General features: G+C 65.5%; 15 protein-coding genes and 1 tRNA gene. 9 read left to right on the top strand and 7 right to left on the bottom strand.

Annotated features, from left to right (window positions below):
• Positions 1-522: 522 nt before the first annotated feature.
• From ACPDIT_RS08080 to ACPDIT_RS08070, 3 genes are all read left to right on the top strand, one after another.
• Positions 523-1,266 (top strand): YggS family pyridoxal phosphate-dependent enzyme, encoded by a 744-nt coding sequence (locus ACPDIT_RS08080; RefSeq protein ID WP_423442691.1) that lies wholly within the window; start codon positions 523-525, stop codon positions 1,264-1,266.
• Between the two features lie 263 nt (positions 1,267-1,529).
• Positions 1,530-1,934: a hypothetical protein gene (locus ACPDIT_RS08075; RefSeq protein WP_423442690.1), complete on the top strand. Its 405-nt coding sequence runs from the start codon at positions 1,530-1,532 to the stop codon at positions 1,932-1,934.
• A 183-nt stretch (positions 1,935-2,117) separates the two neighbouring features.
• Positions 2,118-2,567 (top strand): RrF2 family transcriptional regulator, encoded by a 450-nt coding sequence (locus tag ACPDIT_RS08070; protein WP_423442689.1) that lies wholly within the window; start codon positions 2,118-2,120, stop codon positions 2,565-2,567.
• 192 nt (positions 2,568-2,759) lie between these two features.
• On the opposite strand, the gene ACPDIT_RS08065 is transcribed toward ACPDIT_RS08070, so the two are convergent.
• Positions 2,760-3,734: a hypothetical protein gene (locus ACPDIT_RS08065; RefSeq protein WP_423442688.1), complete on the bottom strand. Its 975-nt coding sequence runs from the start codon at positions 3,732-3,734 to the stop codon at positions 2,760-2,762.
• Between the two features lie 277 nt (positions 3,735-4,011).
• Here ACPDIT_RS08065 and ACPDIT_RS08060 point away from each other — a divergent pair, with 277 nt between their 5' ends.
• On the top strand, positions 4,012-4,698 hold the full coding sequence (locus ACPDIT_RS08060) for a UDP-N-acetylglucosamine diphosphorylase (protein ID WP_423442687.1): 687 nt from the start codon (positions 4,012-4,014) through the stop codon (positions 4,696-4,698).
• A gap of 372 nt (positions 4,699-5,070) precedes the next feature.
• Here ACPDIT_RS08060 and ACPDIT_RS08055 read toward each other — a convergent pair whose 3' ends face one another.
• The 3 genes from ACPDIT_RS08055 to ACPDIT_RS08045 form a co-directional block, all read right to left on the bottom strand.
• Positions 5,071-7,473 carry a CHASE2 domain-containing protein gene (locus tag ACPDIT_RS08055; protein ID WP_423442686.1) on the bottom strand — a complete coding sequence of 801 codons (2,403 nt, stop codon included), beginning with the start codon at positions 7,471-7,473 and terminating at the stop codon, positions 5,071-5,073.
• A gap of 82 nt (positions 7,474-7,555) precedes the next feature.
• The gene (locus tag ACPDIT_RS08050; RefSeq protein ID WP_423442685.1) at positions 7,556-8,401 is read right to left on the bottom strand and encodes a FecR domain-containing protein; all 846 of its coding nucleotides are present in this window, start codon (positions 8,399-8,401) and stop codon (positions 7,556-7,558) included.
• Positions 8,402-8,620: 219 nt separating this feature from the next.
• Positions 8,621-9,649: a uracil-DNA glycosylase gene (locus ACPDIT_RS08045; protein ID WP_423442684.1), complete on the bottom strand. Its 1,029-nt coding sequence runs from the start codon at positions 9,647-9,649 to the stop codon at positions 8,621-8,623.
• A gap of 639 nt (positions 9,650-10,288) precedes the next feature.
• Between ACPDIT_RS08045 and ACPDIT_RS08040 the strand changes: the two genes are divergently transcribed.
• The gene (locus ACPDIT_RS08040) at positions 10,289-11,356 is read left to right on the top strand and encodes a helix-turn-helix transcriptional regulator (protein WP_423442683.1); all 1,068 of its coding nucleotides are present in this window, start codon (positions 10,289-10,291) and stop codon (positions 11,354-11,356) included.
• Between the two features lie 331 nt (positions 11,357-11,687).
• Here ACPDIT_RS08040 and ACPDIT_RS08035 read toward each other — a convergent pair whose 3' ends face one another.
• The 3 genes from ACPDIT_RS08035 to cysS all read right to left on the bottom strand — a co-directional run bounded on the left by ACPDIT_RS08035 (position 11,688) and on the right by cysS (position 17,307).
• On the bottom strand, positions 11,688-14,792 hold the full coding sequence (locus ACPDIT_RS08035; protein ID WP_423442682.1) for a vitamin B12-dependent ribonucleotide reductase: 3,105 nt from the start codon (positions 14,790-14,792) through the stop codon (positions 11,688-11,690).
• A gap of 354 nt (positions 14,793-15,146) precedes the next feature.
• Positions 15,147-15,797: a dTMP kinase gene (gene tmk / locus ACPDIT_RS08030; protein ID WP_423442681.1), complete on the bottom strand. Its 651-nt coding sequence runs from the start codon at positions 15,795-15,797 to the stop codon at positions 15,147-15,149.
• A gap of 67 nt (positions 15,798-15,864) precedes the next feature.
• Positions 15,865-17,307 carry a cysteine--tRNA ligase gene (gene cysS / locus ACPDIT_RS08025; protein WP_423442680.1) on the bottom strand — a complete coding sequence of 481 codons (1,443 nt, stop codon included), beginning with the start codon at positions 17,305-17,307 and terminating at the stop codon, positions 15,865-15,867.
• 610 nt (positions 17,308-17,917) lie between these two features.
• Here cysS and ACPDIT_RS08020 point away from each other — a divergent pair.
• The 4 genes from ACPDIT_RS08020 to ACPDIT_RS08005 all read left to right on the top strand — a co-directional run bounded on the left by ACPDIT_RS08020 (position 17,918) and on the right by ACPDIT_RS08005 (position 22,884).
• A complete protein-coding gene (locus ACPDIT_RS08020; RefSeq protein WP_423442679.1) occupies positions 17,918-18,784 on the top strand; it encodes a rhomboid family intramembrane serine protease in 867 nt (288 codons plus the stop codon).
• 111 nt (positions 18,785-18,895) lie between these two features.
• Positions 18,896-18,982 (top strand) — tRNA-Leu (locus ACPDIT_RS08015).
• Between the two features lie 87 nt (positions 18,983-19,069).
• Positions 19,070-20,428, top strand: coding sequence for a Gfo/Idh/MocA family protein (locus ACPDIT_RS08010; protein WP_423442678.1), 1,359 nt, complete (start codon positions 19,070-19,072; stop codon positions 20,426-20,428).
• Positions 20,429-20,556: 128 nt separating this feature from the next.
• Positions 20,557-22,884, top strand: a complete 2,328-nt coding sequence (locus tag ACPDIT_RS08005) for a HEAT repeat domain-containing protein (RefSeq protein WP_423442677.1) — start codon at positions 20,557-20,559, stop codon at positions 22,882-22,884.
• Positions 22,885-22,888: the final 4 nt, after the last annotated feature.

Raw genomic sequence — 22,888 nt, 5'->3', positions numbered from 1 at the left:
GCCGGTCTCCCGCCACGAGCCCTGGTTCACATGGCTCGCGCCAACCGTAACATCCGCTCCAGTCCGGGGCAACCCTCGCAGCACGCCCGGGCCGTCGCCTCGAGCCCCGCGAACACCCCTCGGGCCGTGCGGCCCGGGCGCGGCAACCAAGACACGTCCTCCGACGTCCGCACGGCCCGCGCTCCACGGTGGGGCGGGTTCCTCTGGCACGGGGAGCCGTTTTTCCCCGACCTCTGCCAGGCGCTCGACGGGCTGCACGCTTCAGCAATCGAAGCCTCCGAATCACAAGATCACCCGGGAGCTCAGAACGAGAGCACACTACCGCCCCGGGCGTGAGGCTTTGGAAAGACCGGCTTTCTCGGCATCGCCGTCCCGCTACACGCCCCGCCATGCGACAAGGCCCTGGACGCCGCCCGGCCGTCGGCTCTGCCCCGAGACGTTGCCGGCCCCAGGGTCTCTTTGACCCAAACGCCGCGCGCTTCCAGCCTTTCGAGTGGCCCCAACTCCCGATACGATGCAGGCGTGGACTGGACCGAACGCATCGCTGCGAACCTGGCTGCGGTGAACGAACGAATCCGGGCCGCCTGCGCGCGCGCCGGACGCGATCCCGCACAGATCACCATCGTCGCGGTCACGAAAACGCATCCGCCGGAGGTCGTGCGGGCCGCAGCCGTCTGCGGTTTGCGTGTCTTTGGCGAAAACCGCGTCCAGGAGGCGAAGGCCAAGATTCCCCACTGCCCCTCCTCGATCCACTGGCACCTGATCGGCCACCTCCAGACCAACAAGGTGCGGGACGCCGTGGCCCTGTTCGAAATGATTCAAAGCGTGGACAGCTTGCGATTGGCGGAGGAAATCCAGCGGCGGGCCGAACAGGCCGGGCGGCGCCTGCCCGTGCTCCTGGAGGTGAACGTGGCCGGCGAAGCCAGCAAATCTGGTTATTCGCCCGACCGTCTGTTGGAAGAACTCAGTGCCCTGAACGCGTTGCCCCGCCTCGAGATCCAGGGCCTGATGACCGTACCGCCCTGGTCTCCCGACCCTGAACGGGTGCGCCCGTGGTTTCGCAAACTCCGGGAACTCAAAGATGCTTGCGAGGATCGACTCGGAGCGCCCCTCCCGCACCTCAGCATGGGGATGAGCCAGGATTTCGAAGTGGCCGTGGAGGAAGGTGCCACCATGGTCCGGCTCGGCACGGTGCTCTTCGGTCCCCGGGCCTCAACCGTGCGACCCATTCCGGTGGAAGGTGCGGACCCCGGTACGGGCGACTGACAGGTTTCGCCCCCGCTTGCTTCTGCGCCCGCGCAGACCGGCGCGCCAGCCCGTTTCCATCGGGACCCGAGGGGGCTCGGCTCCAAACAGGACCCGCCACACCCCTGCTCGCATCATCGCGGATCCGCAGCAGCCCGAGCCACAGCCTCGGGCCCTTCCGAATTCCGCGCAAACGCCCCGGAAAACCGTCGGAATCCCGGGCGTTCCCGACAAACCTGCTACCACGCCTGGACAAAGCGAACCGACCGTCGCAGCGGAAAACCGTGCGAACGATCCCGCTCGGGTGGTTCGGGGTGCCACTTGAGTTTCGCCGGTTCCAGTTTAATCTGGCGGATGTGACGCCGGACGATTTCAAACCTGAAATGGAAGCCGCGATTCGGGCCTACGACCGCTGCGTGGTGTGTCTGGAACGGCCCACGCCGGATTTCGAGCGGTCGCTGCGCTCTTTGATGGCGCGGGCGATCCAGGCCTACGAAAACCGCGGCCCCGGCATGCGGCACGGCGTGGCGCTGGACAAGTATGTGACGGTGATTCTGAGCGTCTCCGACACGGACCGCCCGCTTTGTGGCATCTATTTCAACCTGCACTCCCCCTACTACGGCAAGCCGCTGCCCAAAACCGTCCAAGAGGTGCGCCCTTCGACCCAGGACAAGTTCGACGAGGAATGACGGGCCGGCAGCCACGGGACTCCTCCCCTCGCATGGGAGTCTGGCGGTGGGTTCCGGTCGACTCGAACCCGCATCCCGGCGCCGCAATCCGGCGCAACGGTGGGAACGGTTCACCTGCGGCCGGTGGCCCGATCCGACGCCGGGCTTGACGACAAGCCGTGGAAACGCGTTCCATCGGGTTCCGTGAAGCTTTCCGTTCGCTGTGAATACGCGTTGCGGGCCCTGATGGCGCTGGCCGAAGCGCCGGATGGCGCTTTGCTGCGCATCCAGGCCATTGCGGAGCGCCAGCGAATCCCCAAACGCTTCTTGGAGCAGATCCTCAATGACCTCCGCAGCGGCGGGTTCGTCGAAAGTCGGCGCGGTGTGACCGGCGGCTATCGACTGGCCCGGCCCGCCCACGCGATCAGTGTCCGCGAGGTGGTCGAGTATCTCGAAGTTCCGGGGGCCACCAACACCGGCAGGAACACGTCTCCGGGAAACCGGGAAGCCAGCGATGAAGTCCTGCACGAGGTGTGGGCGCAGGCGCAATCGGCGCTTTTGCACGCCCTGCAGCAATGGAGCATTGCGGCCCTGTGCGACCGGGCGCGCGAATTGCGTCGGCAGCGGGGCGAGCTGATGGATTTTGTCATTTAGGCCGCTGTTTCCGCTGCGCGAAGGATCCGCAACGATTCCCACGGCGAGCTTTCAAGTCGGAGCGCACCCACTTCACGGACCCGGCGGTTCCGACGAGCGGGAGCCGGCCCTGCCCTTAGGCACCTGCGCTGCGCAGGTAGAACGACTCATTCGGGAAGGCCCGCAGGGATCTCCGCCGGCCCCTGCGGAGCGTCAGGCGCACCACGGACGAGTCCGCTTGTGGTTGGGTGCGAGGACGGTTCGCAAGACGCGCCGGGCCAACGCAGCGTTTTCCGGGATCTGCCAGTCGAACATCCCCACCAGGATGAAATCCGCCCCGCTTTGAAATGCATACGGGAAGGCGTTGCGGGGATGGATCGCCCCGGCCGCAAGGATCTTGAACGCGATCCAGGGCTTTCGGACTCCGGCCATGAACTTCACCACGGCTTCCGGATCCAGGCACCAATAGTTGTCGGCGCGTCCCACCGCCTCGGTTTCACCACCGCGGGGCGCACTGAAATAGTCGTGCGTGTGCAGGGTCTTCACGTAGAAATCGGGTTGGAACCCGCGCCGTTCGCTTTCCATCACCACCTTCAAATCATGGGCCCCGATACCGGCCGGGCACCGCTGCGCCCGAATAAACTCCACCATCTCCCCGACCCGGTCGAATTGCTCCCGGTACAGCATCTGCTCTGCCGCATCCCCCGTAACGTGAACCGCCGTCGCTCCCTCCGCCACGGCGCGCCGTACCTGGTCGAATCCGTCCGCTCCCCCGAAGCGGACCTGCGCAATCCACTTCATCCGGCCCCCGTTCCTCCAGTGGTCGAACAACGGCCGGTTGTCATCCATGACCCACGAATTCAGGGTGTCGATGCCGTGACTCTCGGCCAGTTCCAGCGTCTGACGGATCTTGGCTTCGGTATGGTAGGCCCGCATCAAGTCCCGTACATACGCCAGGTCCCGCGCGTGCGCGTGGCCCGAGAGCAGGTTGCCCCCCAACATCAGCCGGCTGAACGAGCAGGAACCGATTCGCCCCTGAGGCAGCCGCTCCTCCACATTCCCCTTGGATGCATCGCTGCCCTGCGAGCCGGAACCATCCGTCCCCGCGGCCGCTGTCAGCCACGGGGCCGCCACCGTGGCCAAAACGGCCGATTGCATGAAGGCGCGGCGGGAAAGCTTCTGTGTCATGAGACCCGTTTAATTATACGCAGTAACATGTCAAGTGTTCTTTTCCAAAAACACCGCCCGTCGGATGCCGGCCCCTCCGGACGTCGGAGAGAATGCCCGGGCGGGCCTCCGGCCGCCCGCGGTTTTCGGACGGCCTGGCCCCAGGGCGAAGCGCACGGACCGGTTGCATGCCGGAACCGCCAGCCGCGTTCGAACCCGAGTCCAAAGGAACGGTGACGAAACCGCCCCGAGCCAAATTGGCGTTGCCGGAACCCCGGCTTGGCCTACCTTGGGCGCCATGTTGCGAGCGGAAGACCTCTTCGACTTGAGCCAGACGGAGCATCGAGATCTGTTTCGTGACCTGGTGTATCCCTGGGACGCCTTGCGGCAGCTGGCGGAGTACATCGAGGCCCGGGTCCAGCCGATCCTGAAGAACCGATGCGACGGCGTCGCCTACATCGGGGACAAGGTGTACATCGGCGAGGGTACGCTGGTGGAGGACGGTGCGATGATCAAAGGCCCGGCCATCATTGGCCGCAATTGCCGCATCCGACACAACGCCTACATTCGGGAACATGTCCTCATTGGCGACAACTGCGTGGTGGGCAATGCCTGCGAACTGAAGCACTGTATTCTTTTCAACGGGGCCCAGGTGCCGCATTTCAACTACGTGGGCGACTCCATTCTGGGTCACCGCGCCCATCTGGGCGCCGGGGTCATCCTGTCCAACTTCCGCTCGCTGCCGGGCACCATCTGGGTCGAGGTGGAGGGAGAACGCATCGACACCGGCCTGCGCAAACTGGGAGCGCTGGTGGGGGACTTCGCCGAAGTCGGTTGTCAGGCCGTGCTGAATCCGGGCAGTATCCTCGGGCGTCGCGCCGTGGTTTATCCCTGCGTCAACTGGCGGGGTTATCTTCCGGCGGATCGGATCGCAAAGAACCGTGCGGCGATTGAAATCGTGGAGCGAAGGCCCGCGGAAGGTTGATGCGGTTGCATGGCGCCCCGGTCGTGGTTTCAGTGCCCAGGGCCGCCGGTCCCCGGTCGCGGTGAGCCCGGAAACGGCGGGGGACAAAGTGCCCAAGGCGACCGGAACCCGAGGGGCGATCGCATGCCTGCGCCCACGGCCGCGTTACGCTCGCAGGCTCAGCCTCGCCCCGTAACCGGTCTTACTTCATAACCCGCAGCGAGCGGAGGGAAAAGCCCTGCCATGGGCGGCGCGCACATGAAAGGCCTCCATTCGACGAGTGTGGTCCCCCGGTAGCCTGACGCGTTGAAGACTTTCCGGCACCTCCGGAATCAGGAAGTGGCCCGTTCGAATCGGACAGCTTTCCCACCCGTGGAGCCCTTGGAGTTCTTGCTACGCCGCCCGGGGCCGCTGTCCCGGCGGTGGAGAGTCCAACTTCGCCGCTGACAGAGCCTCATCGTCACCATCCTGCCACAGGACTTCGTACACGGCGATCGGCTCCCGAATGCCTTTGACCGTAACCGGAGGCAGGGGCCGACACCGCCGCGCCAGCGCCGGGTCGTGTCGAAGCAGATGTTCGTAGGTCACCTGACTGATGAGAATGCGTCCCTGCCCGGAAATGTTCTCCAACCGGCTGGCCAGATTCACCTCCCGACCGAACACGGTGTAATTGAGCAGGTGCTGATCCGATCCCATCAGTCCCACCGTTACCACGCCGGTGTGGATGCCGGTTCCCAGATGCAAGGGGGGCAGATGCGGCCGGGGCGGCAAACCGGTTTGGCGCCGTCTTTCATTCTCCATCTCACGGATGCGGTTCTCCGCCTCTCGACGTTCGTTCAACGCACGCACGGCGCGCTGCGCGTCGATCGCCGCCCGCACGCACGCGGCGGCGTGGTCCTTGCGGGCCGTCGGCGCCCCCCAGAACGCCATCACGCAATCGCCAATGTACTTGTCGAGCGTACCCTGGTGGCGCTTGATCACGTCGGCCACACAGGCCAGGTATTCGTTGACGGTGGTCAACGTCTCGCGGGCGCACTCGGCGTAGCAGGCTTCCGCTTCAGGACCGGACCACCCGCGCTCCCGAACCAGTGCCTCGGCCTCGGCCTGCGCGCGGTCGGTCAGCTCCGTAAACCCGCGGATGTCCGCAAAGAACACGGTGACCTCGCGACGCTGGCCGCCCAGGGACAATTCGCGCGCCCGGAGCAGCTCCTGCACCACATCCGGAGAAACAATCCGACTGAAGACGGATTTCACCCGCCGCTTTTCGCGTTGTTCGAACAGGGCCTGGTACGCCAGCAATACGCCATGGGTCAGCCCCAGCCCGCCCGCCACCGGGGCCACCAAGGGAAGCCAGAGCCGGTGCTCCTGATAGGCCCACGTCACCGCCGCGGTGTACAGCAGCCCGCCACCAAGCACCCCCAGGGGCGACCACGGCGGCCGCCCCAACAGGGTGATTGCCGCGGCCACCGCCACCGCGCCGGCCAACACCAAGAGATCCACCCCAAAACCGCTCCGCTGTACGAACCGGCCGGTGAGGATCGAGTGCGCCACATTCCAGTGTTTGCTCAGCAGGAAGGTCTCGCGCGCCAGCGGGGTGGCACCCAAATCGGTCAGGTCATTGCCGGTGGCCGTGGAACCGATGACCACCAACCGGCCCTTCCACAACCCGGGCTGGTCCATCGGCTCTCCTGCTTCCCGCGCCAGATCCTGACCCAGAACCTCGATGAAGTTGCGGGCCACCAGCCCGGGTTGATTCGGTTGAATGGTCCAGTCGATGAGAAAAAAGCCCTGCTGGTCCACCGGAATCACTCGCGTCACACCGGGTCCCCGCAAAACGATCCGACCACCCTTCAAATCCACTTCGGCGGTCTCCAGGTCCAGTTGCAGGGCCCGGGCCGCCAACACGATCCCCATATGCCACACCCGGCGTTCCTCGAAAGGCCGGGCCCGCTCCGGCCAGCCCGCCGGCAGGGTATCGCCCACCAGATCGGACAAGGAAAAGCGGCCCTCCCGATCCAGGGAAATGGGCGGCAGCTCGGTGCCGTCAGGGAGCCTCAGCACAATCCGATCTGCTTCGATCCGTGCCTGCTGAAGATCCACGCCGAACTGGTCGGCGGCCTTCTGAAACAGCGGGTGCCAAACCCGGTACATTTGAAAGGCGCGCGCCCGACGGAGCACGCCGTCCATGTCCTTCTCGGCCGAGATGTCACCGATGGCAGCCGCATTGGTGGCCAGCAACGAATAGGGGAGCACACCGCGATCCGCGGCCAAGATGCCAATGCCGGTGCGATGCAGCTGCCAGGCGAAAAAGGCGTCGGATTCGACGAGCGCCATCTTGCGATCCTCCTCGTCGAACAACGCAGGACGCAGAAACTCGGGCAACCCCCGCCAAAAGGGGTCGTTCACCGCCGCCTGTCCGGCCGGCAACTTGACCGGCGCATGGTCATCCCGGGGATCGGCAAACAAGATGTCCAGCCCAACGGCAGTCGCGCCCTGCGCATGCAACTCCCGGAGGACCCGGCCATAGAGGTGGCGGGGCCAGTAAAGGCCGAATCGGAATCTCGGATCGATCGCACCGCTTTTGAGAAGCCGGATGCTTTCGTCGTTGATGTCCACGAAGCCCAGGTTGGTCACCGCCGGCGGCGGAAAGCGCGCTGCCCAACGCACCCGCCAGTCGTAGGTCAGGGCCTCCACCCGTTCCAACGGGCCCCAGCGGAGCCGCAGCGGAACCGCCACGACCACCAAAACCAGGGCGGCCAAACCCGGCCCGATGCAATGTCGCCAATCGATTCTCACCCGCTGGAAAGCGCGAAGGCCAGGGCAACCGTTGCTGCTACCCTGGCCTTCGTTGGAGAGACTGACACTTCAGCCACGAGGATCAGCCGCCATTGCCACCGCCGCTACCGCCACCGCTGCTCCCGCTACCGGAGCTGCCCGTGGTGGGCGACACGAAGATGGTGGTTTGATCCTGCGTGTAAACCGTCGGAGGCGCCATCTCACCCGTGCCCACGGTTTGCGCTGCCGTGGACATCTCCTGCGCCAACGTGTCGGGCAGCGGCGTCAACTGCCCGGTCCGCACATCATATTGGTAGCCGGCGTGGATGACCTGGGTAATGACCCGACCGTCCTGGCCGACCACCGAGAGCACCACCGTACCCACCAGCACGCTCACGACGCCCTGGGCGTTGATGTGATAGATGGTCCCGCGGATGCCGGCCACGCCATTGGGAATCTTGACCTCATACCGGGAAGCCGCCGTCATCCGCTTCACCTTGCCGAAGATCGCGCCCGCACGCAGGTCGAGCACCGTTTCCCGGACCTCATCCATGCCCGTAGCCGTCGAGATCAGCCGATCGATCGCCAGCGTGGTGTCCGAATAAAGCCGCACGGTGTCGGGCCCGGTGATGGGCTGGAAAATGACCTCTGCCGGCGGCAGGACCGTAATGTTCTCCGTAACCTGCGGGGCCAGCCGAATGGTGTCCTCGGGCCCCAGAACCAGGTCCACCATGGAGTTTGCCGCCGTCTGGATGACCGTGCCCGGAGAAAGCGTTTGACCCGTCTTCAACGTCTTCCACGTGGTCCCATCCGTGGAATAACGAGCAGCCCCTTTGATGCGGGTGACCTTGGCGGTGAGATTCTTGGTTTCTGCAAACGCACTACCGGCAATGGCCAGGGCGGCAACGGCGACCAGGAAGCTTTTAATCCACGTGGCTGTTGTTTTCATAGGCTCTCCGAGACTGTGCTGCTAGTGCTCTGTCAGTCGCCGCCACTTTAGGCTTAAGCACCGATTTGTCAACAGGATAATTCAACGTCTGCGCGAAAAAACTTCGTTCGCACGCCGACAGCGCGAATTCCGGGGCGGCGCCAAGGGCCGCCCCCTCTGCGGGGCATCCAAACAAGACCGTCTCCTCTTCTGACCCCGCCGCAGCCGGGGCGATCCGATTCAGGTCCGTTCCGTGCCGGCCCGTGTGAAATAGTTCCGCTGGCGTTCGGTAATGGGTCGTCCCAGCCGCTCCAGAACCTGCAGCATGTCCTCCCACACCTTTCGTTTTTCAACCAGGGATTGGTTCCGCAGCAAGTAGGCTGGGTGATACGTCGGCATCACGGGAATGCCCTCCCACTGTTGCCATTGCCCGCGCAGCCGGGTGATGCCGACGGTGCTTTTGCCCAGCAACCCCTCCACGGCCGTGGCGCCCAGGGCCACAATCACCTTGGGCCGAATGAGCAGCAGCTGCTCGCGCAGCCAGGGAAAACAGGTGGCCATCTCCGTGGGCGTGGGCTTGCGATTCCCACTGGTCTGACCCGGGGTATCCGGCCGGCACTTCAGGATGTTCGCGATATACACCTGCTCACGCGTGAAACCCATCGCCTGGATGATCTTCGTCAGCAACTGCCCCGCAGCCCCCACGAAGGGCTCGCCCTGCTCGTCTTCGTCCACTCCCGGCGCCTCGCCCACAAACACCAGCTCCGCCTCCGGGGAGCCCACGCCAAAGACCACGTTTTTGCGCGTGGCCGCCAAATGGGGGCATTTGACGCACTGCAAAACGCGCTGACGCAGTTCGGCCAGGGCGGCGATGCGCGCCTCCCGGCTCAAACCCGCAGCCACGCCCGACACGGAAGCCGCGCCAGGGAACAGCTCTGGCGACAATTTGCTGGCGGGCGGCGCCACCGCAGCGTCCACCACCCCCCCAGCGGCCTCCGCCCCCTGTGTCCCCGTGACACCTTGGGTCCGGCTCGAAGTAGCCGCGGCCATCGACGGCGGGTTTGGGGCTTCTTTGGAAACGGCCGCGGGCCCGCTCGCTGTCACGGGGCGCGCCCGCGATTCGACCCGCGCCTCGGTAGGTAACGACTCCAATTGTTCCAGCAGCGCCGCAGCCCGGGCAGAAACACCCACATACAGCACACCCAGCGATCTCCGGCGCTCCAATTCGCTGATCAACGCGTCGAGCAATGCGATCCAACTGCCGTTCATTCGCCACCCCATGGTATTCTTCCAGGCGCTCGCGTACACCTCCAAAAGCGGGTACGAACGCAGGATCTTTGACTCGCTCCGGCCCCCCGGGAAAAGCCCGACCGGCCACATGGCGAATCCCCGGTCGCCGCGGCGTTCTGTGCGAGGTGCGCGCCGAGGCGAATGAACGACCGGACGTTCCCGGCACGCACCCAATCCCGCCGGCGCCAAATGCCTTTATTGAGCTCCAGTGCGTAAATCACCCAGGCAAAACGGCGCCCGGTCCCTCTTTTGTCCCGACCTACAGGCGTGCAGTTCGCCCGCGGGTTCATGTTTCCACGCAAGAGGTTGAAGGGCTGGAAAGCCGACCACCTCCAAGGGCAATCAGCGAGATCTCCGCTGAAGTCGCTGCCCGTAGTTGAAACCTCCCCCGGCCGCAGGCGCCGGTGACGGAATTGCGGCCCGGCTTCCGCCACGGCTGGCGCGGCAGGGCGCACCGCTCCACGCGCGTTTCCCAAAGCCCCGGAAGCGCTTCGGCTGCCAACCCGAGCTCCCCGGCCCTGCAGGAAACCTCCCTGCGGAGGGTTTGCACCGGGTCCGTTTCTGGACAACTAATGGGCGGGGATCACCTTTATCCTGCAAACCGCGGGTGGAGCACACATGAAAGGAAGACCTACGGCCAGCGGCGCCTCCGCCGGTTCTCCGGAAACCCCGGGAACCGGACCGATCGCTTTTAGCGAAACCAGGTTCTGGCGGCCGTTGGGCAACGGGTGGCAACGGGTCTTCGGCAGCTTCAAGGGCTCCGGCTACAGCATCGAGTGGCATGACTTCCAGACCGCACGCGATCTGGATTGGGGGGCCAGTTTCCACCCGGGAAGCATCGAGGTCTGTCTGAACCTGGCCGGACGGGGATACGTGCGAACGGGCGAGGCTCTCCTCGAGTTCGAACCCGACACCGTCGCGTTCTATCATCGCGGAGAACAGCCCCTGGAAGCCCGGCGTGTCGGTGGCGAGCGCCACCAGTTTTTGACGGTGGAATTCGCGCCCGGCTTCCTGCGGGAACATCTGCCCGGGGCGGAATCCGTGCTGCATCCCCTGGTTCGGGCGGTCATCGAGGGTCAACCGGTCAAAAACCCCCTGGGACCGTTGGGCCGTCTGACCGTGGAACAACGGCAAATGGTCGAGACCCTCCGGCATCCCCCCGTCTATGCCGCCGCCCAGCCCATTTGGTATCGATGCAAGGCAGTGGAGCTGGCGGTGCTTTTCCTCTTCCGTCCCCCGCCCGAGGCCGAGCTGTTCTGCACGCGCCAACAGCGTCTGGCTCAGGAACGCGTGGATCGGGTCATCGAAATCCTGAAACAAAACCTGGCCGAGCCGCCTTCCCTGGAAGAGCTGGGGCGACGCGTCGGCTGCAGTCCGTTTTACCTGAGCCGCATCTTTTCGGCCCAAACCGGTCGGACCATTCCCCAATATCTGCGGCAGCTGCGGTTGGAGCGGGCCGCCGAATTGCTTCGCAGCGGTCGCTACAACGTGACCGAAGTGGCCCTGGAGGTCGGCTACAACAGCCTCAGTCACTTCAGCCAGGCGTTTCACGAATACCACGGATGTTGCCCCGGGCTGTATCCGGTCCGCACGCCGACGCAATCGCAAGCCATGGATTGGCGCGAACCGAGGCCGACGCAGCCGCCCCCTGCCGGCGCTTCCGGAGCGGGTCGGACGTCACTTTGAGCCCTGCCCTCACGGCCAAGCGCGGCCCGGGGCTTGGTCGTGCCTGCAAGCCCTCCGGGAACACCGGCCGCGCAATCCGCAAACTCTGGGCTCAGGAGGTCGATTCGGCTCTGCCGCAAACCAGCCCCTGCCACGCCCGAGCCGGTCATTGGCGGCGATCCCCCTCGCCTCCCCTTGCGTTGCCACCAATCCCGTTGGGAGGGGTGCCGTCCACGGACAAAGCGGCCCGTTCGCGGTTGCCGCGAAGAACACGCCGGCCCGCCTCCTGCTGGAGGAGGCGGGCCGGGACGACGGATTTTCGCGGGAAGCCTGCGGACCGCTCCGGCTGCGATTACGAGCAGCCCAGGCTCTCCCCGCAGTTGAGGCATTTGTAGCAGGCGCCGTTGCGCACGGTGACGTGGCCGCAGTTGGGGCAGGTCGGCGCGTCGAGTTGGAAGTGCGCCACTGCCTCGCTCAGCGAGCGGGGCCCGGCCGCCGGGGCGCCGGGTGCCGGGGTTTGTGCGACGGAGGCTGCCGCTCCGGCAGCGGCCACCGGCATCACCTCCGTGTCGTCCCCGGTCCGGGGCAACTCCGGCACGGGGCGGTTGATCTTCTTCTTCAGCTCCTCGATGAGACCGGGGATGGCCAGCTCGGGCTGTTGCGCGGCCGCCTGTTGTTCCCGGTAGCCGGGCAGGAACTGCAGCGCCATCCAGCGGAACACATAGTCCGTGATGGAAGAGGCGTTGCGAATCTCGGGATTCTTCGTGAATCCGCTGGGTTCGAACCGCTGATGCGCGAACTTCTTGACCAGCGCCTCCAGGGGCACGCCGTATTGCAAGGCCAGGCTGGTCAGCGTCCCAATGGCGTCCATCAGGCCCCCGATGGTGGAACCCTCCTTGGCCATGGTGATGAACAGCTCGCCCGGCGTGCCATCGTCGAAAAGGCCCACCGTGAGATAGCCCTCGTGGCCGGCAATGTCGAACTTGTGCGTGATGGCGGTGCGGGTTTCGGGCAACCGGCGTCGGATCGGTTGGCCCACCTGCTGGCGCAGGCGCTCCACTTCGGCCTCCAGCTCCTGAATCCGCTGCCGCAGGGTGGCGATGTTGGCCTCCTCGCCGCTGCCCGCCCCGTCACTCTTGCGCGTGCTCAGGGGCTGCGAGCGTTTCGACCCATCCCGGTAAATGGCCACGCATTTCAAGCCCATCTTCCAGGCCTGCACGTACGCGTCGCGGATCTCCTCGATGGTGCTGTCGTGCGGCATGTTGACGGTCTTGGAGATGGCACCGCTGAGGAAGGGCTGGGCGGCAGCCATCATTTTCAGGTGTGCCATGTAGTGGATGGCACGCCGGCCCCGGGCGGGTTTGAACGCGCAATCAAACACCGGCAGGTGCTCCGGCTTGAGCCCGCTGGCGATGCGCTGGCCGTTTTCTTCGACGTCTTCGATGGTGTCGTACTTTTCGATGTGGGCCACGATGCGTTCGATTTCCGCCGGGCTGTACCCCAGCCGGCGCAGTGCCTCCGGCACGGTGCGGTTGACAATCTTCAGCATGCCGCCCCCGGCCAGCAGTTTGTATTTGACCAGCGCAATGTCCGGTTCGATCCCGGTGGTATCACAGTCCATCATGAAGGCGATGGTCCCGGTGGGGGCCAGGACCGTCACCTGGGCATTCCGATAACCGTAACAACGGCCCAGTTGGAGGGCGCGGTCCCAACAGGCGCGGGCTTCCTCCTTCAAATAGGCGAACTCGGCGCTGGGCTGGATCTGCTCCACGGCGTCGCGGTGCAGTTGAATGACCTCGAACATGGACTCGACATTGTCCGGTTTGAGCGGCTTGGGCACGTGCGCGCATCGGGCATCGTGCAGGCCGGGGAAGGGCCCGAGCGCCCTGGCCAGCCGGGCCGATTGTTCATAGGCGGTACCCGTCATGATCGCGGTGATCGCTCCCGCCAGGGCCCGAGCCTCGTCCGAGTCGTAGGGCAACCCGTAACTCATGATCAACGAGCCCAAATTCGCATACCCGAGCCCCAACGTCCGGAAAATGTGCGAATTCTCGGCAATCTCCTTGGTGGGATAGCTGGCATTGTCCACGATGATGTCCTGCGCGGTAATGAACACGCGCACGGCCGCCTGAAACCGCTCCACGTCAAACCGTCCGTCCGGCCGCTTGAACTTCATCAGGTTCAACGACGCCAGATTGCAGGCGGTGTTGTTGATGAACACATACTCCGAACAGGGGTTGGTGGAGTAGATCGGCTCGGTCCCTTTGCACGTGTGCCACTTCTGGATGGCCCCGTCGAACTGCATCCCCGGATCGCCACAAATCCAGGTGCCCTCGGCGATTTTCCACAGCAGTTTGGCGGCGTCTTTTTTCTCCAACGGCTTGCCCGTGGTCACGGCGCGCGTCCACCATTCGCCTCCGGCCAGGGCGGCCTCCATGAAGGCGTCCGTGGCGCGCACCGAGAGGTTCTCATTCTGATACATCACGCTGCCGTAGGCCTCGCCGTTGTAACTGCCGTCGTATCCCTGCTCGATCAGCGCCCAAGCCTTCTTCTCCTCCTTGGCCTTGGCTTCGATGAACTCTTCGATGTCCCCGTGCCAGTCATACAGGGTGTTCATCTTGGCCGCCCGGCGGGTTTTGCCCCCGCTTTTGACCACGTTGGCCACCTGATCGTACACCTTCAGGAAACTGAGCGGACCGCTCGGCCGGCCCCCTCCGCTGAGCTTCTCTTTGCTGGACCGGATGGGCGACAGGTCCGTGCCGGTGCCGGAGCCGAACTTGAACAGCATTGCCTCCGAATAGGCCAACCGCATGATCGACTCCATGTTGTCCTCCACGGACTGAATGAAACAGGCGCTGCACTGCGGATATTCGTACTGGGTCCGCGCCCGTTCCGCCTGGCCGGTCCTGGGGTTGTAGTACCAATTGCCCGGGGCCGACCGCGTGCCGATGCCGTACTGATGGTACAAACCGACGTTGAACCACACCGGCGAGTTGAACGACCCGTACTGGTTCAGGCACAGCCAGACCAGCTCGTTGTAGAACACCTCGCCGTCTTCGGGCGTGAAGTACCCGTCCTTGATGCCCCAGTCCGCGATGGTCCGGCAGACACGGTGAATCAATTGGCGCACCGAGGTCTCCCGTTCGGGGGTGCCCATCTCGCCGTAAAAGTACTTCGACACCACCACCTTCGTGGCCAGATGCGACCAACTCTTGGGCACCTCCACGTTCTCCTGCTTGAAAATGACCTTGCCCGAATCGTCGGCGATCTCTGCCGTCCGGCGCTCCCATTCGATCTGATCGAACGGGCTGACATTCGGGTCGCTGAAGACCCGCGGCCACGGCAGGGGTCGTCGCTCCGGGGTCACCGGCGATTCTTCGCCCCCGGCCGGGCGAGAGGACACAGAACTATGACGCGACGGTCGGGCCGCCACTTCAGGAGTCGGTGCTTCGATCATGGCTGCTGTGTTCATTTGGGTTCGCCGGCCGGCCCAGGGACACCGCATCCACAGGTCCAGCCGACGGGGGTTGCTAAAAGTTACGCTTTCAAACTTGGGCCGTTACCCGGGCGAACCAGCCGCCCGGAAAGGCTCATTGCCCAACCTGTAGGGCAACGACGCGACGATATCCCCAATATATAGGGTTGCAAGCGAAAAAATGAAAAAAATCTCCGATAACGAAAAATCTCCGGTAATGAAAAATCTCCGATAATGAAAAATCTCCGCTAATGAGAAATCTTCGATGATCCCAAATCTCCGATTACGATATCCGACGCGGCTTTTCGCTCCTCCGGCCAACTCAGCAAGACCGGCTCACGGCTCGCTCAAGGCCACCAGGGGCGCCACCTCCCGCCAAATGGCCGCTCGCACCTGCTCGATGGAACCCGTGGCGTCAATGACCTTGACCCGCTTGGGATCCGCTTGCGCAATGGCTCGATAGCCCTGAGCCACACGTTCGAAAAATGCCGGGTCAGCCTCCTCCATTCGATCCCGCACAAAAGGCAGCGTGGCCTGCCGGGACCGCAAACGTTCGGCGCTGACCTCGGGCGGCACGTGCAAGAGAAGGGTCAAATCCGGCCACGTACCGCCCACCGCCACCTCGACGACCCGACGCACCATCTCCAGATCCAGGCCCCGACCGTACCCCTGATAAGCAATCGTCGAGTCGGCAAACCGGTCGCACAACACGATCTCCCCGGCCGCCAGCGCGGGCCGGATCACCTCGCGCACCAACTGGGCCCGGCTGGCATTCATCAGCAGCAGCTCGGTCTCCCAGGTCATGGCGTGGTTGTGCTGACTGTGCTTGAGTGTGTGGCGAATCTCTTCCCCGATGGGGGTTCCGCCGGGTTCACGGACCACGCGCACGCGTCGCCCCCACTCGCGCAATCGCTGGGCCAGCAGGGCCACTTGTGTGGTCTTTCCACTGCCCTCCGTGCCTTCAAACGTGATGAAGAGCCCTTTCACAAACCTCGTTACAACCTGGGGTGCACACCGGCAGACCCGCACAACTTGCGGCCGCCGGGACCGGCGCTCAGCTCTGAATGCGTTTCAAGCGGGGCCCCTTGGGAGTGTCCTCGACCAGCCAACCCGCTGCCCTCAATTGCTCCCGCAAGGCGTCGGCGCGCGCAAAGTCCCGGGCCTTGCGTGCCGCCTGCCGCGCTTCCACCAGAGACTGGATCTCGGGCGGCACTTGCAGCTCCTGCACTTCGCCCACCCCGAGGACCTGATCGACGCGCTGCCACTGATCCAGGGCGACCCGGGCCTGGTCCGGCGTCAGTTCCCCGGCCGCCATGGCCCGATTCAATTGCCGCACCCACTCGAACACCGCAGCCCACGCCGCCGAAATGTTCAGGTCTTCATCCATGGCCGCCGTAAACGGCCCCACCAGGTCCGGGACCGACACCGCCTGCGCCGCGGTCGGAGCGCCGTTGCCGGTGGCGGCGGCTGCAACCTCGCGCAGCCGTGTCAGGCACTCGTCCAGCCGCCCCAACGCGCCGCGGGCGGCCTGGAGGCCTTCCAGCGTGAAGTTGAAGGTCTCCCGGTAATGCGCCGTCAGCAGCGTGTAACGGATCTCGCGCCCGCTGAACCCGCGCGCCAGAAGATCGCGCAGGGTGAAAAAGTTGCCGAGCGACTTGCTCATCTTGCGACCCTCGACCAACAGGAACGCCCCGTGCAGCCAGTACTTCACAAACCGCTGGCCGGGGGGCTGCAGCGCAGCTCCTTCGCTCTGCGCGATCTCGTCCTCGTGATGCGGGAACATCAGATCCTCGCCCCCCAGATGCAGATCGAAACTCGGCCCCAGGGCCTTCATGCTCATGGCGGAACATTCGATGTGCCAGCCGGGTCGGCCCTCGCCCCAGGGACTGGGCCAAAAGATCTCGCCATCCTCGGGCGTCCGGGCCTTCCAGAGGGCAAAATCCACCGGCGTTTCCTTGGCGTATTCGTCGCTTCGCACCCGTTCCCCCGGGCGCAATTGATCGAACTGAACCCGCACCAGCTGCCCGTAGTGGCCCCCGGCGGCGCGATACTTCTCGATGCTGAAGTACACCGAGCCATCTGCGGCCCGATAGGCCAGGCCGCGCGCCATCAGCCGCTCGATCAGAGCGATGATGTCCGGGATGTGTTCCGTGGCCCGCGGGGTCAGATGCGGCCGCCGGCACCGCAGCGTCTCGAAATCCTCGAAGAAGGCCGCCTCGTACCGGGCCGTGTATTCGCGCAGGGACATCCCCGTCTCACGGACGCGGCGGATGATCTTGTCCTCCACATCGGTGATGTTCATCACATGCCGGACCCCATAGCCGCGGAATTCAAGGTAGCGGCGCAGCAGGTCGGCAAACACGAACGTGCGCCAGTTGCCGATGTGGGCGTAGTCATACACCGTGGGGCCGCAACAATACATGCCCACGTGGCGGCCGCCCGGGTCCAGCGGCACAAACTCCTCCAGCGTTCGCGTCAGCGTGTTGAACAGTTTCATCCGTCGCAACGGGCGCGCAGGGTACGCCGACGGGCCGATCCGAAAAAGTCCAAACCTTGGCCGCGCCCTGGCATGCCCCGAAGCGCAACGGCCCCTGGAGAGGTCCTCACCCGTGCGGGTGGCACGCAAGGGCCGTGTTCGCAGGCCCGTGCAAGGTGCCACCGCTCCCGGCACTGCTGCTGTCCATCCCGCCCGGCTGTCCCCGCCCCGCTGCTTGCCATCCGGCGCCGCCGGTTACGGACCTGACTGGGAACGCCATCACTTGTCATAGCGCCCCCATCGCCCGGCGTCAGCCTTGCACACCCCCCAGGTCGAACGCAGCAGATTCGTCACGAACCCGGCGCAGGTCTGTCTGTCATCTCGTTGTGCCCCAACACGGTGGAGCCCTTGGCTTCAGAAGCACCGCGGTACGCGGTCCTCGGATTCAGAGTTGGACGCGGCAAACTCGCAAACCCGGATGTCCCAAAACCTGTGGCGGCACCCAGCTTCGCCAAAGACTCCGTCCCACGGCGCGAACGTATGCTGTCCAACGTCGGAGCCCGAAACCACGTTTGATTCGGCCGCTCAAAAACGGTAGCTTGGCACTGGGATGCTCGAGGACCGGGATTACATGCGGAGCGCGTCGTACGGCCGCACTGGCTGGCCCGTGGCGGTGTGGCTCATTGTGGCCAATGCCGTGGCGTTCCTGGTGCAGAACGTCCTTTACCGAGTTTTCCCGGGCTTCCCCACGGATCCCCTGCTGGCGCTGAGTCTCGAGGGATTGAGCCGCGGCTATGTGTGGCAGTTGATCACCTTTCAGTTCATGCACGGTGGGCTTTTGCACCTGCTGCTGAATGCGTTCGTGATCTACGTATTCGGCCGCGCCCTGGAGGAGGAGCTGGGCTGCCGCCGGTTTCTGACGCTGTACTTCATCGGTGGGTTCGCAGGCGGCCTGTTGCAGGTGCTGGCGGCCGCCATTTCTCCGCGGTGGTTCGGTGGAGCCGTGATGGGGGCCTCCGCCGGCGCTTTCGCCCTCATGTCAGCCTTCGCCATGCTCCACCCGGAGCGGCCGCTCACCCTGCTTCTGTTCTTCGTGCTGCCACTGACGCTCAAAGCGAAGTACCTGCTGCTCATCAGTGCGCTGTTGGCCCTGTTTGGGATCCTCTTCCCCGGAGATTCCATCGCGCACGCGGCGCACCTGGGCGGAATGCTGGCCGGCGTGATCTATGCGCGCTGGGGGCTGGATTGGTCCTGGCCGGGGCTGCGGATCCGCTTTCAGAGTCGCTCTTCGAAGCCCCGTTCCACGCCCCGCTTGATGACCTCTCCCCGCGCCGCTGCCCCCGAACCGCGTTTGCCGGATGACCTGCCACCCGACGAGTTCCTCAGCCGGGAGGTGGATCCCATCCTGGACAAAATCTCCGCGCACGGCATTCAAAGCCTCACCCCGCGCGAGCGAAAGATCCTGGAGGCCGCCCGACAGCGCATCGCCCGCCGTTGACGAGGTCCGCCGCCGGCACGCGGAGCTGTGGAGCTGAAGTGCGTCCGCGCCCCGACTTCATCAGGGGGTTTACAGAATGGCGCAGATGTGTATGCTAAAAGTGTCGTCGGTGCCGATGTGGCGGAATTGGCAGACGCGCTAGACTCAAAATCTGGTGCCCGCAAGGGCTTGGGGGTTCGACTCCCTCCATCGGCACCAATTCTTTTTTGCCTCAACATGCGCGGCCCCCTCGAACCCCTCGCACCGAGAATGGAACAGCCGCGCACATCCCATCCCCGGCCGCTCATGACCCAACGCAAGCTGACTCGGTCCCCGGGTGTGTCCCGACGCAGGTTCCTGGCGACGGCCGCACGAGGATGGGCCGCCCTCTGCGCAGCGCCGTGGATCATCCCGGCGACGGCCCTGGGCCGGGGCGGGCTGCGGCCGCCCAGTGCGCGAATCCAAATGGGCTTCATCGGTCTGGGCGGTCAGGGCATGGGACACCTGCTGGGGGGCGCGTGGACCTATGTGCCGGGCGGGTACGTTGCCCGTGCCGACGTGCAAGTGCTGGCCGTGTGCGACGTCCGCAGAGACCGACGCGAGCACGCGCGCCAGCGCTGCCTTCAAGTGTACGCCGAGAAACTCGGCCAACCGAACTACCGCGGCGTCGAGGCCTACGCCGACTTTCGAGAACTCCTGGCCCGCCCGGACATCGACGCCGTCCTGCTGGCCCTGCCCTACCACTGGGCCGCCCCCATGTCCGTGCTCGCCATGCGCGCCGGCAAGGATGTCTATTGCGAGAAACCCGTCGCGATCACGATCCGTGAGGGCGGACTGGTACTCGACACGGCCCGCCAATGGGGCGCCGTCTATCAGGCGGGCACCCAGCAGCGCTGCGAGTATTCCGGACGCTTCCGCCTCGCTTGCGAACTGGTGCGCAACGGCCGCATCGGAACCTTGCGAGAAGTTTTCGCGTATCGCCTGCCCGGCGCGTTTTGGCCGCAGCCGTGGACCACCACCGAGCAACAACCCGTGCCCGAGGGATTCGACTGGGACCTCTGGCTCGGGCCCCTGCCCTGGCGGCCCTACGCCGGCGAGCCCGGCCATGCCCTGCCCGGATGTTTCGTGGGGGACGTCAACTGGAGCCCGCATCACTACGACATTGTGCTCTGGGGCACCGGTCTGACCGCGGAGGCCACCGTGGAGATCGAGTTTGTCCCGCCCACCGGCCCCGGCAGGCAGCCTGCCGTCCGATATCACCTGCCGGGCGGCGTCGTGGTTCATTCGGATCTCCACCCCGGCGAGCCGGTCGGACAAGAAGGCGGTGTTTGTTTCGTCGGCACGGCCGGCAGAATCGCCGTCGACCGGTCGCAAATCGTGGCCGACCCGCCCGACCTGTTGCGCACACCCCTCCGACCTGGAGAAACCCGGCTGCACAGCGCCAGCAGTCATTCGGGCAACTTCCTCGACTGCATCCGCACCCGTCGCGCGCCCGTGTGCAATCCCGTCGTTGCGGTGCAAACCATGGACTTCATCCTGGCCGGCGGCATCGCCCTGGCCCTTCAACGTTCGTTGCGGTGGAACGGAAGCCAACGCCGGTTCGAGGGCGACGCCGAAGCCAATCGGTTTCTGTCTTACGTCCCGCGTCCACCCTGGGGATTATGAACCTTGCCGCCTGCCCACCATGGAGTCGGTTCGCGAAATCCCTCGCGGGCACCTGGGTTTTGGGCATTTCGTTGGGGGCAACCAGCGTCGGTTGGGCAGAAACACTGCGGGAGAATCCGGCCGAGCTAATGAGCCGGTTGCGCGCGACCACGAATGCAACCGAACAAGCCAACCTGTGCGCCCGGTTGCGCACCGTGGCCGGCCCCGAGGCCGTGCCCGTGCTCACTCCGCTGCTCCAGGACCCGCTCACCGCTCATGCCGCGCTTCATGCGTTGGAGGTGGTGCCGGGCCACGAGGTCACCGCCGCCCTGCATGCCGCCCTGGCCCAGGCCACCGGCGCCGTTCGCCTCGCAATCGTGCAAACGCTCGGGCTGCGGGGGGATCCGGCCAGCGCGGCACATCTGGCGCCGCTGCTCGGTCCGTCGGATCCGGCTCTGCTGGCTGCGACGAGTCTGGCGCTGGCCCGCATCGGTTCCGCCGAGGCAGAAGCGGCGCTGGAAAGGGCATGGATCCGGCTGGGTCCACAAGGGGCCCGCTTGATTGCGCCGGCAGTCCTGCTGCTGGCAGACATGCGCAGGAGCGCGGGGCAAACCTCCGAAGCGCTGGCATGGTTCGAGCGCTTGATGAGTTCGGACCAGCCCGCGGCCATCCGCCGTGCTGCCTGGATCGGCAAATTGCGATCAGCCGGCCCCCGGCTCCTCGAGGAGGCCGCGCAGGCGCTCACAGGCTCCGATCCGGAGGCCATCCCGGCCGTGCTGGCCTTGTGGCCGGAATGGCCGGTGGAGGCCCGCACTGCACTGGCGATCCATGCCTTGTCGAGAGCGGGCCCGCTCACGCAGGCGGCCGCCCTGGCCCACTTGGAGTACGGCGCCGGCCCTGAAACTGCGCCCGCGGTTCGCCAGTTGATCCATGAGGGAGAGCCTCCCGTCCGTGTCGCTGCCATTCGTGCGCTTGCCGTAGTGGGAGACGCAAGCGACACCGAGCTCCTGCTCCAACGGGCCGCCCATGGGGTCGGAGCCGAACAGGAAGCCGCCCGCTGGGCCCTCGCCCATATGGCACACCCCGGAGTCACCCCAGCCCTGATCGAACAGCTGCGGCGCGCCTCGGGAAGCGTCCAACTCGAGCTGGTCCGGGTTCTGAGCGCCCGACACGACACCGCAGCGGTGCCGCCACTGATCCACGTGGTGAGAACCGGCCCCGCGTCTGCCCAATCGGCCGCACTGCGCGCGCTGATCGAGCTGGCCGGCCCCGCCGAGTTCGCTCCCTTGGTCCGGTGGATCGCCGAGGTGTCCCAAGCCGAGGTCCGACGCGAAGGCGTCGAGTTCTTTCAGCGCTGGCTGGAGCGGCTCGACCCGCGATCCCTGGATCCCTCGCCGTTGCTCGAGGCCATGACTACGACCGCTGGAGACACCGCCGTCGCGCTGCACCAAATCGCCGGCTGGCTCCGCCACGAAGGTGTCCGCGCCGCGATCCGCCGCGCATTGACTGCCGCCGACCCGGCCCGACGTTCCCTCGCCCTGGAAGCCCTGACCCAAACGCGCGACCCTGCCCTGCTCCCGGACCTGGTTCGGGAATGCGAGAAAACGCAGAATCCCAAACAACGTGCCCGCTTGTTCGAAGCAGCCATCCGCTTGTTGAGTGAGCACGCTGCGACGGCGCCAGAGTCCGAGGAATCCCGAGTAACGGCGCTGCGTCTGCTGGCCGTGGCCGACACGCCCGCGCTGCGGCGGTTGGGCTTGTCGGTCCTGCCCCGGTTTCCGCACCCGGACACGCTCCGTGCGGTCGAACAACTGCGCCGCGACGACCCGACGGTACGGGCAGAGGCTGAATCGGCCTCCTGCCAACTGGCCAGCGCCCTGGCAGACTCCTGGTCACCAGCCGAGGACATCCTCGCAACGCTGGCCGCCGAAGGCACCACACCCGCGATCCGTGCGCAAGCGGCGGATCGCCTGCGCCAGCTCCATTCCGGCTGGCAGGTGGCCGGCCCTTATCGCGTGCAAGGCCGGGAGGGGCCGGCATTGTTCGACGTGCCCTTCCCACCAGAGGAAACCGGGACCCAGCAGATCGCTTGGCGAACGAAACCAGCCGCATCCCCCAATCAGCCCGGCCATGTGGATCTGACCGACTTGCAGCCGGGTGACCATTGTGTGCTGTACGCCCGCACCGGGGTGTACGCGCCCGTGAACCTGCCGGTGCTTTTGCGCATCGGCAGCGACGACGGGATCAAACTCTGGATCAACGGCCGGCTCGTCCATGCCCACAACGCGATCCGCGGCCTGGTCCGGGGACAAGATCATGCCCCGGCTCACCTGCAGCGCGGCTGGAACACTCTGCTCGTCAAACTCACCCAACACACCGCCGGCTGCGGTTTTTGGATCGAGATCCTTCGACCCGATGGCAGTCCCATCCCGGACCTGGTCTGGGACCCCCGCGGCCGGGAATCGCAGGGACCTTAGGAGG

The organism is Limisphaera sp. VF-2 (assembly GCF_049537125.1).
Taxonomy (GTDB): domain Bacteria; phylum Verrucomicrobiota; class Verrucomicrobiia; order Limisphaerales; family Limisphaeraceae; genus Limisphaera.
Note: the sequence above shows the minus strand (reverse complement) of the source record. Positions and strands in the feature narration are given on the sequence as shown.

Excerpts from the sequence above, each read along its gene's own strand:
- ACPDIT_RS08065 (WP_423442688.1), bottom strand. The coding sequence starts at position 3,734 with ATGACACAGAAGCTTTCCCGCCGCGCCTTCATGCAATCGGCCGTTTTG.
- ACPDIT_RS08060 (WP_423442687.1), top strand. The coding sequence starts at position 4,012 with ATGTTGCGAGCGGAAGACCTCTTCGACTTGAGCCAGACGGAGCATCGA.
- ACPDIT_RS08050 (WP_423442685.1), bottom strand. The coding sequence starts at position 8,401 with ATGAAAACAACAGCCACGTGGATTAAAAGCTTCCTGGTCGCCGTTGCC.
- ACPDIT_RS08045 (WP_423442684.1), bottom strand. The coding sequence starts at position 9,649 with ATGAACGGCAGTTGGATCGCATTGCTCGACGCGTTGATCAGCGAATTG.
- ACPDIT_RS08040 (WP_423442683.1), top strand. The coding sequence starts at position 10,289 with ATGAAAGGAAGACCTACGGCCAGCGGCGCCTCCGCCGGTTCTCCGGAA.
- ACPDIT_RS08035 (WP_423442682.1), bottom strand. The coding sequence starts at position 14,792 with ATGATCGAAGCACCGACTCCTGAAGTGGCGGCCCGACCGTCGCGTCAT.
- cysS (WP_423442680.1), bottom strand. The coding sequence starts at position 17,307 with ATGAAACTGTTCAACACGCTGACGCGAACGCTGGAGGAGTTTGTGCCG.
- ACPDIT_RS08020 (WP_423442679.1), top strand. The coding sequence starts at position 17,918 with ATGCGGAGCGCGTCGTACGGCCGCACTGGCTGGCCCGTGGCGGTGTGG.
- ACPDIT_RS08010 (WP_423442678.1), top strand. The coding sequence starts at position 19,070 with ATGACCCAACGCAAGCTGACTCGGTCCCCGGGTGTGTCCCGACGCAGG.
- ACPDIT_RS08005 (WP_423442677.1), top strand. The coding sequence starts at position 20,557 with ATGAGCCGGTTGCGCGCGACCACGAATGCAACCGAACAAGCCAACCTG.